Raw genomic sequence first — 14,709 nt, 5'->3', positions numbered from 1 at the left:
TTTCCTTATGCTTTCCAGTATTGCACCAGAAATTTTTGTTTAGGCAGCCCGACCGAGGGATTTGAGGTCCCTGGAGGCGTTTGATTTCTTAGTTTAATAGTTATCTTAGATGCACCGATAGACGGCGGAACACTTAAAGAAAAACCGAAGTACCGCAATGTTTTGTAACGCGCATCGCCTGCATAGTTACTTGAAGAGTAATAGATTAGGTTGTCATCAACGTAAGCATACAAAAAACCATCCGAGCTATTTGTGTAAATCTCAGGAAACCAATAATCAACCCAGTAATCTCTGGGATCGACATCTATTTCAATATAAACACCCTCTGAGCCGTTGGTGTTACCCACATCAAAACTCAGCTTATCTATGACGATACCCCTAAAGATATCCCCTTCAATCTGGCCAGCCGTTAGCGTCCCTAGAATTTCACAGTTTTCCCCAATGGTGACGTTATCGAAATCACCACCAGTCGCCTGAATCCTATCCGTTTGAATCAGGCCATCTTGCGAAATCTTGGTGTGATAGCCATCAAATGGCGCACCAGCCTCTTTGCCAAAGTATGCCTCACCGCCCTTGATAACTGGCGAGGTCAGCTCGCTCCCTGCGACCAAGCGATCGCCAAAGATTGTCCCTGGTGTGATTAGGTCTCCGCTAAGCCTTAACGCTGGCGCTACCCAGGCCGTGCCGTTATAGCTCTTCGTGCTCGACACTGAGCCATCATTGCTTACGTATGTGAGCATGTCATCGAGTATTGGCGCTCGACCATAGCGAGCTGTGAAGTCTGCCGTTGCAAGCGCATCGCTTGGGAAAATGCCATCGCGAAGCTTTAGCGTCCCCCAAATAGTGCCGTCCTTGCCTTGAAGCTCATCTTTATTGGAGATGAGCGAGCCATCGTCAAGAATCAATCGCCCCTTTAGCACCAGCTTTCGGCTTACGGAATCGAGACCAAATACAGTCTCGAAGCTCTCGCCATTCATTGTGCCAATACGGAAGAAATCGGCGATAAAGTCTGTTTGAGACAACGTGCCGTCATTGGTGTTCACAAAGCCGGAAATCTTGCCCTGATTGTTCACTGTCATGCCGCCGCGGGCAATCAGTTTGCCTTCCTCGTTTTCAAAGGCTTGCATCATGTCGGAAATGGTGGCCGTTTCGCCCGCCGCGTTCTGGATGGATAAGTTGCGGATGTATTCAGCAAGCGGGCCTTGAATCCAGTTATGACCAGCCTGAACACACAAAACCGCATCCGTCTCTGAGGTAATGTTGCCTTGCGCATCTACGCAATAGCCCACAGCAGCGCGAGTGTATTCATTGGCGCTGGCTAGCACTTCGGCATCGTCTGTTTCAATCTTGGCGGTGAGCTGCTCGACGCTATCTGTCAACGCTTGCTCTTGCGTTGCTATTGCTCGCTGCACTTGCGTTAAGGTGGCTTGCTGCTCATTCTGAAACGCCGCTAGCTCTAGCGTTCTTTGTGCCTGAGAGGCAATGGCCGTTGAGTTGGCACTGATTTTTTGCTCCGCGTAAGCGAACGAAATCTTTTGCTCCTGAAACTCTTGTTTTGCCAAGAAATCCTTATACGCACCCATGATGTCGTTAAAGCCTGCATCCTCATCCAACCCTAGCGCGCCCTGAACATCAGAAAGGCTAGTAATGGTTTGCGTGATGGAGCCTTCAAGTGCATCAATCTCTTGCTGAGCGGAATTAAGGCGTGAATCTGCATCTTCCAACTGGTCATTGATGCCACCTGGTTGCGACACGTAACTTGTTACCACGTCGGTAATGTTGGCGTTTGCGGCATCTACCCATGTTTGAGCGCTGTTTGCTTTGGCAATCGTGCCGTTAGCGCTTAGCTCCTGAATGGTCGCTGAAACAACCCATCGAGCATCATAGGCATCTATCTCTTGCTGAACGTCGCTAAGCTTTAGCGCATTGCCATCCCAATACTCTTGGGTGATGTAAATTCCCCAGCGAGCATTGGCAGGATCTAACACCTGCTCGATGTGCGTTGTTCTTGCTGTTAAGTCTTCTAGCGCTTGCTCTGCCGCCGAAGGCTTGCCCACCTCAATGAAATCAATGGTGGCATCGAAGTTAATTTCAAGCGATTGGATTGCACCAGTCCAACCATCAGCCTCAGTGAGCGTAAGTATAATCACCTCAAACTGGCTTGGGTCTGCCGGTTGCTTCAGGGCCACGTTTTGCGCGCCGCCGTTCCAACTTAGCGTACCCGATGCTGATGACTGCACACGAATGCGGAATGCGGGGTTTTCATCTGCATTGATGTCTAGGCCAGCGATAGAAAACGCCGTTCCCGTAACGTGACCGCCAGCTACCCATGTAGCACCCGTCCAGCCCTCATTGGTGGTGTTGAATTGCCAAGAACGCGCAGGCGTAATGGCATCTAGCGCGCCTGCAACAATCTCATTAACTTCGGTATAACTTGCTTTGAGCGCAATCTGATCGGCATTCACCAAAATCTGAGCCTCAGCATCGGTGATTCTGTCGCCCGTTTCTTGCTCTACGCGTTGAATCTCTTGCGCTTGAATCTTGACCGATGCCTCAACGCCATCAATAAGCAATCCCGCTTGAGTGAATTTTTGCTCGGTGTAGTTGAACGCAAGGTTAACGATTTTCCCCGTTTCCGGATCAATCTGAACCACCGCGCCAATCATCGCCTCACCATTGAGGAATCGGCGTTGATATTCGTCTTCCATTGCTGCAACAGAAGAGGTTAGGCCAAGCACAGAGAGAGACAGTGTGGAGTTGAGATCTTGGATGCGACCAAGGCTAATGTCGAGGTCAGCCACGCTTTCTTGCGTCTCTTTTGAACGCTCATCAACCTGCGTTAGAAAGTCGTTTAAATTGCCATCTAACATCTCTTGCGTGACTTTGCCGTCAATAAGCTCTAAGACGTCATCGCTATTGAACGTGGTTTGCGCACTGCTGCGATACCAGCCAGATTTACCCCAACGAGAGACTTCGCGCACCGCAATTTGATAGGTAGCATTGGCCTTTAGGTTGCTCACCGTGATGACCTTTGCGCGGCCTACGATGTACTGTTCCACTTGTTCATCGGTTGCGCCTTGCTCAAAACCAAGCGCAAAGTCATACATGGTGTCAAAGTTCACCAAACCAGCACTCACAGGCGTTAGGCCTAGCGCCCAGTTCTCTGCTTTTACATCGATACCGATTGGCGTTTGCGGTGCTGAGGCATTGAACACCAAGCTGGCAATAGGCGATCGTCGCTCATAGCTGATTGCCACCACCTGAACTTGATACTGACCAACCTCAAAGCCGTCTTGCAGGCGGTATTGCTTATCAACCGTTAGCTCTTTGCGCAGGAATTCGCCATCTTTGTAGAAGCTGAGCTCGAACGTGGAGATGCCCAAACTCTTGTGCTGCCAAGTAATGACGGCCTGAAGCGTGTTTGAATCTGCCAGCGTTGCATAGGAAAGATTGGTTACAGCTGGCACGTCACGGCTGACGAGAGATGGCACGCCTGGGCGCGATGGCACTTTCGCGGTATCGCCGTTAAATGCGTAATGGCTAGGCTTGGTTTGCTTAGCCACCAATGTGACTAGGCCATTAGTGCTGTATTTCCACTTGGAAACAATGAACTCAACGCCATCCCATTCGTTTTCTGGCAAGTTCAACCTAAACACAGAGCCAGGCAACAAACGCGTGCCACGCAAGTTTGATGTGAACTCGATAGACATCGCATCACGCGTGGTAAGGATTTGAATAAGCGCCAAGCGCTGCGCCTGATACGGGCTTGGCACGGCGCGTAGATCCAAGTCATCTACCACTTCATAGCCATCTTGCGCCAAATAACCCTCATGCACTACGCGAGGCATGTCTACTTCATTCCAGTTTGAGAGCGGGTCTGTGTATTTGGCTGAGATGGTATTAATGCGATCGCGACGGCGGACATCTGGCATTGTCGTGATGTCGCCAACAATGTCATCTTCGGTCAGCGTTGTGATACCTGGGCCATAATAAGCCCCAACCTGAAAGGCATGACGCCCAGCCACGCGCAAACTAATGCCATCACACGTTGCGCGAATCGTGCTAAGAATGGTTCTTGGCGCTTGGTCGGCCATGAATGCGTAGTTACAGCGATAGCGCTTCTCTTGCCCGCCTTCTGGCGTTGCGACAACTTCATCACAAATGTTAGCTGAGGTGATGTAAGTATCGTCCATCGCCACCCCTTGCTTAAGGGCGTTGCGATACCAACGAACGAGCAAGGCAGGATTGTCTGTCCATGTGGTTTGATTGATGCGCGGGTCAAACACCTTTAATCCGCGAACAGCAAATTTAGGGTTAGGGATGCCGCCTGCCCATTTTGAAGGGTCAGACTTAAGCTTGACATGAGCAAAGCACTGCTCACGGCCAATCATATTCGCATTCCAATCCGGCAAGTTCGCCAGCGTTGACGGCGCTTGCGTCTGCTCACCGAGATAGACGTAAACGAACCCTAAGCCATTTTCATGGCGAAATTCGATATCCGCACCTGATGTTGATGCTCCCAATCGATTCAATCGAACATCATCAAGCCATGCATGCGTCACATCATCACAAACGTGACCAGCAAGATGAACGATAAAGTGAACCCATTCGCCTTCACCGGCATCGTTTGGCGCGCCTTGTTCTGCCGCAAAAATCATAGGCCCAGAAAGCACAGGATGACCAAGCACAATTTGCTTTGCCGCTACCGCACTCTTGAACATGTACTTTTGCGCATCTCGGCTTGCGGATTTTCTTGCTTTGTCTGCGGCTTTCTTCGCTTGCTTTTTCGCCTCAACCGAAACGTAAACACTTGCTGCGGCTGAAACGGCCGCAATAACCAGCGCCGCTACTACTTCTACACCCATTAGCCTTCAATCTCCCAAGCACAGACAATTGAGGAAAGCGGCAGTGAGACCAATCCTGTAACGCCAAGCACCAATACACCACTCGCACCCACTACACCGCAAACGCGCTCTTTTGAACCAATCACCCAAGCCACATCGCCACGCTGAGCCATTAGCGGGCTTTTTCTTCGCTTAGCGATGCGATCGAACTCTCGGTAAACCAAATCTTCCAAACCTTTGTAGCCAAGCTTTTTAATCAGCCGCGCGCTGCCTAAATCGGTCTTGTAGCGTCCGCGAAATGGCGCGGCCAAATCTTCACCTGTTAGAGCAAGCGCCCAATCGGAAACAAAAAGAGCGCAATCATTAACGCCCGTTGCAAAGCCTTTATTTGCGTACTGAGCAAGGAAGGCATTCAGTTTTTCTATTTTGTTCATCTAGAAGTCCTTAAGCGGGATGCCGTCTTTTGCGTTGCCCCAGTAGATCACGAAATCTTCCATGTACTTGGTGTATTGATAGAACTCATCATCTGGGAATTGCGCCTTGTGAGACTCGTCAGTGCAGCGCCAATTCAAGCCCTTTTCCATTGCGTCATCTGGTGCGGTAAGCGGCAACTGAATAACGTTGGTGGTGCCTTGCTTAATTGAGGCGGTATCCATTACGCCATCAAACATCAATGCCCAAGCCGCCACGCGACCCACCGCATCCATCGCGACCAAAAAGAGCTCACCCGCCCTTCCCTGATAGCCGCCTGCCAAAATCTCAGCGCGGATTGCATCGTCTTTCACCGAAAGCTCTAGTGTGATGCTCGGAGAGGTTTCATCCCCATCGCCGTAATTCGCATCACCAATACCGCCCAAGTTGCCCACTCCGTAATATTTTTCGTTTGGGTCGAAGGGGAAGTGATTAAACGTGCCGATATCGGTATGAAGGCGAGAAATGCCCGTTGGCATATCTAAGCGCACCGCGTAGATCAAACTCACTTCTGGCTTTTCCATTGCCGCAATCATGTCTGGGCTAAAAATATCCATAACCGCTCCTAAATCGTGACTGCTTCAATGCAGTCGATAGTAATCTCTGCATGCACTAATTTTTTACTGGTCATTCTTGGCACCTTGTAACCTGGCGCAAGACGAAACTTGCCTGTTGGTTTATCAAAGCTCACTTGCGTATCCACCATGATTGGATTGCGCAGGAACGGCTCAAACAACACCGTCGCCTTACCTAGCTCATCGGTATTGACATCGGCTATTAGCGCTTTTAGTTCACCGCCAATTTCCACATAGTCGCCAACCGAGGCGAGCTTTGTGCTTGGCAGCGTTGTGATGATCACAACAAGACCAGGAGCCGATTGGGAAATGTCCGTCACTGGATACGTGCCGCCAGCGCCATTAGCATTTGGCGCAGACCAATCAAACAGACGGAAATTGCCCGAAGCGCCGCGAAGCGAGATAAGAAAGCCGATCAACGCTCTAGCATCTGCGGTGCGCACGTTTTCAAACCTCAATTGCGCCGTCCATAACCCAGTGGGGCTACCAATTACTTGCGCCGCTTCGGTGAACGCGCTTTTGTTTAGCCTTTCCGTTCTTCCCAATCGAAACTCCGAAAGGGTTGGAATTAAGTTTTCAGTAAGCAATGGTTCTGACATTACGCACTCGCTCTGATTCTGGTTGTAATTGGACCGCCGTTGTCTGCATCTTGATACATCGCATCCAGCGTGGCTTGCTTCGCCTTCTCGATATAGATATCGAGCTGCTTGCTGCCATCTGGCGCCACGCTTTCTTGCTGCCTTGTTTGCGTGCCAACTGGGGTGTGAATATTGACCACCACACCACCGCCGTAACTTGTGCCGGCACTCGATGCCGACATCGCACCAAAGGCGGCTTTCATTTGCTGCATCACGCCAACCATCCAGCGGAAGTTATCGGCTTGAGCGGGGTTAAGCACCATCTCATTTGCCTTGAGCAGCCAAGTGCCCTCATTGGCCGCTGGCACGCGATCAATGCCGTCGTGCGCTTGGCCCTGATAGTTTGAGCTTTTTAGGCTTGCCAAAATGCCAGCACCTTGCGCCGTGGCAGAGGCAATTGCGGCCGCTGCTGCATACCAAGGCTGAACAGCGGATGCGTTAGAGATTGCCATCCAAAGGTTTAAGCCAGCCTGAGCCACCGCAAAGCCTTTGCTGATTGAATAAAGAGTGCGATAGGTGTTTGACTGCTCGCCTTTATAGGTTTTTGCCAGAGCCGCAAAGCCATCAAACATCTGCTCGCCAGAACTCAAGGCAAAGCCCACATTTTGTAGCATCATCGCTCTGCGCTTTTCTTCTTCTTGGCGGGTAATTTCCGTTAGGTTCATTTCGTGCGCTTGGCGCAGGATTTGACGATTCTGGAAATACTCACTCTCAAGCGCATGCATCAGCTCTTGGTTGCCGCGAGCTTGCTCATAAGCGGCATTAAACTGCGCTTGAAGCTGCTCTTGTCGCTCTGTGTAGGCGTATTGCTCTTGAATCTTGGCTTTGTTCTCGTAGTCCGCTTGAACGGCCAAGCGCATCAGAAATTCGTTATTCAGCTCATCGGAAGAGGCAAAGAAGTCGTCAATTTTGTCCGTTTTCTTCTCTGTCTTAACCTTCTCGGCATCGGCGCGCTTTTGGTCTATGACTCTTGCTTGCAGTAACAACTGCTCTTTGAGCTGGTCGTTAATGCCTTGCAGTGAACCCTTCTCAATCTCGTAACGAACGCGAGCCACTTCCGATGTGTTGCCATAAAGAGCCGCTTGGCGTGACAATGTTTCTAGTAGGCGCTCACCTGCCTTGGCGGCTTCTTCTTGCTCACTAGTGGGCGAGTTCTTTTTTTCTGGGGATGGGCGGCTGCGGACTTCGTAGATCTTATCCTCGATGTCAACAATCTCTTGCTTGAGTTTTTGCTCTGCGTCGCGCAGCTTGGCAAGCTCAGCCAAGCGCCTTCCAATGTCTTCGGTGCCTTTGCGCTTGCTGATGGTCTCGATTTGCAACTCCACGTTTTTCAGCGCTTTGAGGCGCTCCTCAAGACCTTTTGCAAGCCGTTGCTCTTCCAGCTTGCTCATCTGACCAAGCAAAGACTCGATGCTTTCGCTAAAGCTGTCCGTTTTGGTTTTCGCATCCGAGCTGGTTAAAGCAAAGTAGCCGATTGCACCCGCCGCCATCATGGCAACACCCGCAGGGCCACCAAGCAGTGCCATCAAACCAGTGCCTGCTCTCATCACAACATTAAGGCGAGCCTGTGAAGCCGCCAGCGCATCTTTCACCACTTTCTCTCTCGCTTCTGCCGCAGCAAGTGCATTCACCGCACCCGTTGCGGCAAAGCGCTGCGCATTGGTAGCACGCATCACTTCCAAATGGCGAATTTCAGATTGAATCGACGCCAGTTCAACCACGTTCTTTTGTTGCTCAGCCATGATCTCTTGGCGCGTTGCCGCCACCGCTTGCAGCTTAGCCGCCGTTAACGTGCCAACTGCTGCCGCACCACGGCCCATAGCAGCAAACAAGGCTACGCCAACCAAATCAGTAATAAGATCCGCATTGGCCGCGAAAGTATCGAGCACTGAAACGCTGGCAGAGATGGAGTTTGAGAACACGGTTGAAATGGGCTTTTCAAACGCAAGAACCATTTGCTGATAAGAGCGAGAAAACGCTGCCTGCTGCGCATTGACGTTTTGCGCCGTTCGCGCTGCCGCGCCTTCGTAATCCGCCAACGCTTTAATCAGCGTGGTTTTGAAGAAGTCACTGGTGACTTTGCCGTCAAGCATCATCTGGCGGAATCCGCCTGCATTCAGCCCTGCCGCTTTATCAAGCTTATTGAGCAAACCTGGCAAAGGTTCAACCACTTGATTTAACTCTTCCGCACGAACGATTGGTGAAGCCAACGCCTGAGATAAGCCATACATGGCTTGGTCTAGCTGCGTTGTAGTTGCGCCTAATTGGCTCTGGGCGTTGCTCATGCCTTCAAACAGCATCATGGTTTCACGCTGCGTCACCAAGCCTGCCTCTTGAAGCACAGAAAGACGCGCATAGCTTTGAGCCATGTCGAGAATGGTTTTGTTGTGCTCTTGCGCTACCTGATTTAAATATTGCTCCGTTTGCAGCCACTGCTCCTGACCGCCCACCAACGCCGTGATTTGCGTGCGCATGTCTTGGTATTGGCCGAGCGTATCTTTCGCGTTGATGGCTACGGCCAGCGCCGAGAAACCGCCAGCCAAACCAAGCACCTGAGATTTGAGAGAGGAGAGATCGCCACCTGCTGATTGCGACTCTTTAGACAGCGTTTTTAGCCCCGCGCCCGCTTTGTTGGATTTGGTGCCCAAATCGTCAACGACCTTGGCGGAGCTTTTCACTTGACCAATGAACTCTTTGTTTTCGGCATTGAATCGCAGCCTTAAAACAAGATCTTTACTGTTTCCTGCCATTAAGTTCCTCGGTCACTGTTCTTGCGATCACTTTGAGCTTGTTGTAATCGTCTGGGTTGATGCTCCTTGCGCTCATTTCCGCATCTGCCTTAACGGCAAATACATCCATGCCAAGACAAGCCCCCATGTTCCACTTGAGAAAGCAGGGAATGGATAACCACCACATCACTGCATCCCAGTTTTCCTGCCAGAGCAATATGCTTTCATCCTCTGGCTCTTCATCTAAATCTTCGATGCCCCAAAGGGCCTTCTCTGCTTGCCACTCGCTATCGTCCTGTGGCGAAACGGCGGGCGCTCTCATAAAAGAGCGCACCGCATCTATCAGTTTTTTTCAGCGGCCTGACCGTTAGAGGCTTGGGTATAAGCGCGGAAAACCGCAATAACGAAAAATTGGTTAAGAAGCAGGGCGTCTAGGTTGGTTTCGTTAAACAGCATTTCTTTGCCGTCTTTATCAAAAATGCCTGACCAACCTTTAACAATATTCTTGAGCGCCTTTTTGTCGCCATTAAGCACCTTGCCGTTTTCATTCACATCGAGAATGAGCAGATCAAGCGTGATATTAAACTTCTCAATCACACCGCCATCTGCTGGCATTTCAACCACCGCAGGCCAACTCTTCACCAAACATTCGCTTGTTACTTTAAACATTCGTCGTCTCTCTTTAATTCGGGTTTGAATGGGGATTAAAGCGCCCATAAAGAGCGCTTTAGATTGGGTTAGCGCGTGACGAACTTGTCACTGTTGCCCAAGAACCGCAGAGGAATGCTGTAGGTTTGCGTTCCGTCCTGGTCTGCGTAGGTTGGTCGGCCAAGTTGCACCTTGGTGCTAGAAAACTCGACCTGATTGCCAACAGGGCCATTGGTAAAGACCAGTGCATGAGGCAGCGCCGCCTTTGCCGCTGCAAATGGATCAAAGGTGGCGAGGTCTGGCGCTTCAATCACCAGAGTACCTGTTGGCGCAAAGTCGGTAATGATGACCTCCTCATGACCAACATACTCTTGGTAAACCACGCTGTTTGCTTGGTCATACTCAAGCGAAATCATTTTGACTGGCGCGGCGTCAATGGTGAACGCGGAGTTTTCCACGCCAATCTTGAGTGGTGTTTTCCATGGCGTGAAATCAGCAGCAGGCAATGCAGAGGCACTCACCACACTGAACAAACCAGAGAAGCTAAACGTAATACCACCGAAGCTCTTCGCGTTCGCCGCCATGGATAAAGAGCCACGAGCACCAGTGACTTTGTGCAGCACTCCGCTTTGGTAGAAATAAAGCGTGAGCGAAGATTCAACCGCATCGTCAATAGCGTAAGTACTGCTATCAGCACCTGTTGTCACGGAGCGAAGGCAAGCCTTCATGAGATCACCCCAAGGCGCTGGCGTTGCCGCTGCGCCGCCTGACGCTAGGTCTACCGTGAATTCCACTGTGACATATAACTCAGTGACAATTTCACCAGAGTTGCCAAGCAAACCGTCATCGTAATCCAGCGGAGTGGACTCGCCGGCCATTGGCGTAATCGAGAACTCACGACCAAGAAGATATTTAGGTGTGCCACCGTCGATCGCATCCTGCCCGTAAGTTGTTTCTGTGGCATAAGCGATCACTTTTTTTCGAGCTTTACGAGCCATAGCGATTCTGATCCTCTGTGTATTCAGTAATGAAATTATCCAGCCAAGTTACCTGGCCTCTCTGCACGTTCATCAATCGACCATCGCCAAGCCAGAAAGGCTCATAATCCGCATGGGGCGACCAACCAAAAAGGCGCTCACGCAATGCTTGACGAACGGGCGTAAAATCAAATTTGTTATCGTTCACTACCTTGGCGACAATCAGCACGCCAATGGTTTCGGTGACGGTTTGAAGATATGGGCCAGAGCCGCGAACATCCGCCGCCACTCGCTCACCCTGCGAGAACACGAACACCGTTATGCCGCGCGTTCCGCTTCTGCTGATGTCTAGCGTTGATAGATCTGAGATTTCTTTCACATCTACCCAAGGCGGCGTTTTGACGCTCTTGTCCGAAAGCCTTGTGACCAAATCAGCGATATCAATCATAAAAAGCCCTTCGACTTATCCCGCGCAAACACACTGCCAGCGCTATAGAACTCCGCAAGATTGGTCGCACTGGCGTTTGCGTCTTCAACTGGCATGTCTAGGCGAATTTTTCCGGCAGCAACTAGCTTCAAATAATCCACGCCTTCTTTGTAACGACGCGCCGCTTGATGAGCATCATCGAGCACATCGTCATACAGGTAGTAACGGGCGATGTCTGCACAGAGACGATTCAAATTCTCTGGCGGGCTAGAAAGCGGCAGGCGAACAACCCCAGAAAGGTAGCCATTAATGGTGCTGGTTGCGTCAGCAATGGCTTGGTCAAGAACAGGCATCACAATGTCACCTGTTGAGCCGTCCTTGTCCGTTAGTTCTACCAGCTCGTTTCGCTCAAAGCGCTTGATCATATCGTCCGCTGTGCAGTACATCGTTACTCTCCGCTTGCGTCGTCAGCTGTTGCTTGAATGGCTTCCCAGGCTTCATCGCGCTCTGCACCAGTCACGTTACGGCCAACAATGGCAGAGAGCGTCTTTAGCTCTGGCTTGCCGCTTTTGGTGAAGTGCGCTTCGTTGCTTGGGTCTAGCTGCTTAATGGCATCCATCAAACCAACGCCACCCGAAACCCCGTCCACGGGCCCCGATGCATCGCCACCATCAACATCTTCTTGATGTAGCTCATATCGCAGATGCGGATCGGCTTGAATTTGCGCCAACTGAGCTTCGGTGAACTGACTTGCTGGTAGCAGGTTTTCGCCATTCTTGAAAGCCATCCCCGCACGGCGGTAACCGTCATGCGCAGCACTGATAACAAGAATGCTTTTAACTTCTTCAGACATTGCATTATCTCTCCAAAACTTAACCAGATAGGCGCATGTGTTGATTAGCGCCTATCCATGCTGATCTAAAAGGCTGTTATTCCAACCAAGGCACCACAAGCAACTCAACTGCTTTGTAGTTCGGGTTGTCACCACCATTTGCTTTGCGTTCGGTTTCGATTAAAGCGCGAGCGGCTGCACGGTTTGACGGGCCAACCACCAACAGAGACGGCTTGATACCAAGCGGGCGACCTTTGTCGGATTTAAACTCCATCATATTCTGCATTGCAGAGTCGAAGTTGGTTTCATCCAGAGTCGCTTTAGAAGCAAAGGCTTGTTGCCAGAAACCAAAACCCCAGTTACCACGAGCATCAACGCCATACAGGAATTCATCCAGCATATAAACGTGATCAGAGTTTGACGCGTCGGTCTTGTTGGTTAGGTTGTAATCTTTGCGCTTTTGATAGATGAGCGGCTTAAGCGGACGGCTCGTATCGAGCAAGAACCAAGGCTTACCCGCACCTGCTTGCATGTTAGATACTGAGGCCGTTTGACCTTCTTCGCCGACGGGATGATCAGTATCGAAGAAGAACTGACCGTCATAGCACTTGGTGGTAAAACCCGCTGCCAATAGAGCAAAGGTCATTTCGTCTGGGTGAGATTCCGCTGCATATCCCATATCTTGGAATTTAGGCATCATGACGCCGTAGGTATCATCTTCAACGTATTCGCGAGGAATGCCTTCCGTCGCTTCAAACTTTTTGTTGGTGAGCGAGTAACCGTGCAGCTTCATGCGGTTAATTTGGCGCTCGCCAATCCACTCACGCAAGCGAGAGAATTCACCAAGCCACGAATAGTTCTCTGTTCCTGTGGTTGAAGGAACCAGCGTAGCTACCTTGCTCCACATTGGCGTATACATGCCACGGCCTTGCTGGAAGTTCGCCTTCACTGCCGTGTACAAAATCGATAGGTTTGCACCTGATGTAATCATTTGATAGCTCCTACGCTACGTAATCTGAAACTGCCAAGGCTTACGCCACGGCAGGACTAATCCACACAAGATCACCTTCAAGCTGGGTGATGATGCCTGCGACTGGGCGAGAGTTTGTGCTGCTGTCGATGGAGACAGACGTCGCATTCGCAAAGTAAGCCGTACTGCCTACGCTTGCGTTCACCACATCACCAGAGTTGACGAGAGCAAACTCTTGATGCTCGACTTCAACCAACAATTCACCATCGGCACCCACATTGTCCTTTTCAAAGGTTGCGATACCTGCAAACTTTGCCGTGCCATCGGCAGAGGCGAAAGGAACCGCCAAACCAGCCAGCAAGAACACCGGATTCACAGCACCAATCTTGACCGATGCTTTCATAGGGTAGGCGCGCTTAATGCCAGCGCGACGTGCATAAACAGAGCTCATGACGGCTTATCCTTCTTTTGCTGCCAAGTACTGCTCCTGGGTTAAACCCGTTGCGCTCAGTACGGCAAGTTCTTCTTTAGACAGCTCACCATCTTTCTTTTGATGGTCTGTTGGTGGCGTCTGCGTTTTGGTTTGCTTTGCGGTTAGCGCAGCAATGGCAGGGCGTTTTTCTAGCATCGCAGAGAGCGCCGCAACGCCTTGCTGCTTGCCGAACTGGGTTAGGTATTCGATTTCCGATTCAATCACCTTGCCTTCGGCTTTTGCATCAGCCATCACTTTTTCAAGCGACATTTCCGAAGAGGCGGCAGAAAGCACAGCAACTTGACTAACCATCGCGTTGTAAGTTTCAACTGGAACGAACTTGGTTAAATCAACGCCATCACGCGCAGAAAGCTCCGCCACTTGCGTTTGCAAAGACTCGGCGGTGTCGGCCTTTGTCTTTAACGCATCGATCGCAGAGAGCGCAGCGGTTTGCTGCTCCTGCGTAAGCTCGCCGCTTTCCGGCACATCAATGCCGACTTTAGCGAGCAGCTTTTTCAGCAACTCATTCACGAGAGAGTCCTCCGTTTGTCCATACAGATTGATGGAACCGTTTGGGTGATAAAAACTGAGATTAAAATCCGCCGCCAGCTCAGCAATCGGCTCAAGGCCAATTAAGCCTGGGTCATTGGTAATTGCCGCCATGCGCAACAACAAAGGGCGACCGGATTTGTCATAAGGGAATACCGCAGAAAGAAACGCATACTCTTTTGCGTCGATGTGATGCTGGGCTTTTTCTGTCCAAGAAGGGCGGATGTATAAACCCTTTCCTTCACGCCATTCGATATCACTGCTTGAAAGCCAAGCCGCCGCAGGGGCAGACGCTCCGGTTTCTTTAGCACGCAGCGTGGCGTGTTCGTAATCGATAAGTACTTTATCTGATGTGGATTTAGTCGCCGCAATCAATGCTGCTGCCGATTCCGCATCCAAATGCCAATAACCATCTTCCGTATCATGAGGACGACCATCACGCGCTTTAAACTTGCCAGCAGGAAGAAGCTGATACCAACCGTCATCTTCGACATCGAGAGACGCCGACAACGTGGCAAAGCCAGCAAATGCGCTAGCACTTAAAACAGCAAGGGAAGGTTGGTTTTTCTTCATGTGG

14 protein-coding genes are annotated in these 14,709 nt (G+C 50.8%); all 14 read right to left on the bottom strand.

Going from position 1 to position 14,709, the window contains the following annotated elements; genetic code table 11:
• Window positions 1–5: 5 nt before the first annotated feature.
• Complete coding sequence (locus OH458_RS00330) at window positions 6–4,865, bottom strand: phage tail tip protein J-related protein (protein ID WP_269976886.1); 4,860 nt, start codon at window positions 4,863–4,865, stop codon at window positions 6–8.
• Window positions 4,865–5,278 (bottom strand): DUF6950 family protein, encoded by a 414-nt coding sequence (locus OH458_RS00325; RefSeq protein ID WP_206955243.1) that lies wholly within the window; start codon window positions 5,276–5,278, stop codon window positions 4,865–4,867. Before OH458_RS00325 ends, OH458_RS00330 begins: the two co-directional genes overlap by 1 nt.
• Window positions 5,279–5,872 (bottom strand): hypothetical protein, encoded by a 594-nt coding sequence (locus OH458_RS00320; RefSeq protein ID WP_248340048.1) that lies wholly within the window; start codon window positions 5,870–5,872, stop codon window positions 5,279–5,281.
• An 8-nt stretch (window positions 5,873–5,880) separates the two neighbouring features.
• Window positions 5,881–6,489, bottom strand: coding sequence for a hypothetical protein (locus OH458_RS00315; protein ID WP_269976885.1), 609 nt, complete (start codon window positions 6,487–6,489; stop codon window positions 5,881–5,883).
• Window positions 6,489–9,278 (bottom strand): tape measure protein, encoded by a 2,790-nt coding sequence (locus OH458_RS00310; protein WP_269976884.1) that lies wholly within the window; start codon window positions 9,276–9,278, stop codon window positions 6,489–6,491. Before OH458_RS00310 ends, OH458_RS00315 begins: the two co-directional genes overlap by 1 nt.
• Window positions 9,262–9,579 (bottom strand): hypothetical protein, encoded by a 318-nt coding sequence (locus OH458_RS00305; RefSeq protein WP_102586067.1) that lies wholly within the window; start codon window positions 9,577–9,579, stop codon window positions 9,262–9,264. The genes OH458_RS00310 and OH458_RS00305 overlap by 17 nt, the downstream gene beginning before the upstream one ends.
• A gap of 20 nt (window positions 9,580–9,599) precedes the next feature.
• On the bottom strand, window positions 9,600–9,926 hold the full coding sequence (locus OH458_RS00300) for a hypothetical protein (protein WP_102586068.1): 327 nt from the start codon (window positions 9,924–9,926) through the stop codon (window positions 9,600–9,602).
• A gap of 68 nt (window positions 9,927–9,994) precedes the next feature.
• Window positions 9,995–10,903, bottom strand: coding sequence for a phage tail tube protein (locus OH458_RS00295; protein ID WP_265555939.1), 909 nt, complete (start codon window positions 10,901–10,903; stop codon window positions 9,995–9,997).
• A complete protein-coding gene (locus OH458_RS00290) occupies window positions 10,893–11,330 on the bottom strand; it encodes a phage tail terminator protein (RefSeq protein ID WP_269976883.1) in 438 nt (145 codons plus the stop codon). The genes OH458_RS00295 and OH458_RS00290 overlap by 11 nt, the downstream gene beginning before the upstream one ends.
• Window positions 11,327–11,755: a gp436 family protein gene (locus tag OH458_RS00285; protein WP_269976882.1), complete on the bottom strand. Its 429-nt coding sequence runs from the start codon at window positions 11,753–11,755 to the stop codon at window positions 11,327–11,329. The genes OH458_RS00290 and OH458_RS00285 overlap by 4 nt, the downstream gene beginning before the upstream one ends.
• Before the next feature lie 2 nt (window positions 11,756–11,757).
• Complete coding sequence (locus OH458_RS00280) at window positions 11,758–12,162, bottom strand: HI1506-related protein (RefSeq protein WP_269976881.1); 405 nt, start codon at window positions 12,160–12,162, stop codon at window positions 11,758–11,760.
• Window positions 12,163–12,238: 76 nt separating this feature from the next.
• Window positions 12,239–13,132, bottom strand: a complete 894-nt coding sequence (locus tag OH458_RS00275; protein ID WP_269976880.1) for a Mu-like prophage major head subunit gpT family protein — start codon at window positions 13,130–13,132, stop codon at window positions 12,239–12,241.
• Between the two features lie 40 nt (window positions 13,133–13,172).
• On the bottom strand, window positions 13,173–13,562 hold the full coding sequence (locus OH458_RS00270) for a hypothetical protein (protein WP_269976879.1): 390 nt from the start codon (window positions 13,560–13,562) through the stop codon (window positions 13,173–13,175).
• Between the two features lie 6 nt (window positions 13,563–13,568).
• Complete coding sequence (locus OH458_RS00265; protein WP_269976878.1) at window positions 13,569–14,705, bottom strand: phage protease; 1,137 nt, start codon at window positions 14,703–14,705, stop codon at window positions 13,569–13,571.
• Between the last annotated feature and the right edge of the window lie 4 nt (window positions 14,706–14,709).

The sequence above is a fragment of the Vibrio sp. MarTm2 genome, from assembly GCF_027587055.1.
In the GTDB taxonomy this organism is placed as follows: domain Bacteria; phylum Pseudomonadota; class Gammaproteobacteria; order Enterobacterales; family Vibrionaceae; genus Vibrio; species Vibrio sinaloensis_D.
This window is presented reverse-complemented; position numbering and strand designations above follow the sequence as displayed.

Bases quoted from the DNA above. Each gene is read 5' to 3' on its own strand.
- OH458_RS00330 (WP_269976886.1), bottom strand. From the start codon at position 4,865: ATGGGTGTAGAAGTAGTAGCGGCGCTGGTTATTGCGGCCGTTTCAGCC.
- OH458_RS00325 (WP_206955243.1), bottom strand. From the start codon at position 5,278: ATGAACAAAATAGAAAAACTGAATGCCTTCCTTGCTCAGTACGCAAAT.
- OH458_RS00320 (WP_248340048.1), bottom strand. From the start codon at position 5,872: ATGGATATTTTTAGCCCAGACATGATTGCGGCAATGGAAAAGCCAGAA.
- OH458_RS00315 (WP_269976885.1), bottom strand. From the start codon at position 6,489: ATGTCAGAACCATTGCTTACTGAAAACTTAATTCCAACCCTTTCGGAG.
- OH458_RS00310 (WP_269976884.1), bottom strand. From the start codon at position 9,278: ATGGCAGGAAACAGTAAAGATCTTGTTTTAAGGCTGCGATTCAATGCC.
- OH458_RS00305 (WP_102586067.1), bottom strand. From the start codon at position 9,579: ATGAGAGCGCCCGCCGTTTCGCCACAGGACGATAGCGAGTGGCAAGCA.
- OH458_RS00300 (WP_102586068.1), bottom strand. From the start codon at position 9,926: ATGTTTAAAGTAACAAGCGAATGTTTGGTGAAGAGTTGGCCTGCGGTG.
- OH458_RS00295 (WP_265555939.1), bottom strand. From the start codon at position 10,903: ATGGCTCGTAAAGCTCGAAAAAAAGTGATCGCTTATGCCACAGAAACA.
- OH458_RS00290 (WP_269976883.1), bottom strand. From the start codon at position 11,330: ATGATTGATATCGCTGATTTGGTCACAAGGCTTTCGGACAAGAGCGTC.
- OH458_RS00285 (WP_269976882.1), bottom strand. From the start codon at position 11,755: ATGTACTGCACAGCGGACGATATGATCAAGCGCTTTGAGCGAAACGAG.
- OH458_RS00280 (WP_269976881.1), bottom strand. From the start codon at position 12,162: ATGTCTGAAGAAGTTAAAAGCATTCTTGTTATCAGTGCTGCGCATGAC.
- OH458_RS00275 (WP_269976880.1), bottom strand. From the start codon at position 13,132: ATGATTACATCAGGTGCAAACCTATCGATTTTGTACACGGCAGTGAAG.
- OH458_RS00270 (WP_269976879.1), bottom strand. From the start codon at position 13,562: ATGAGCTCTGTTTATGCACGTCGCGCTGGCATTAAGCGCGCCTACCCT.
- OH458_RS00265 (WP_269976878.1), bottom strand. From the start codon at position 14,705: ATGAAGAAAAACCAACCTTCCCTTGCTGTTTTAAGTGCTAGCGCATTT.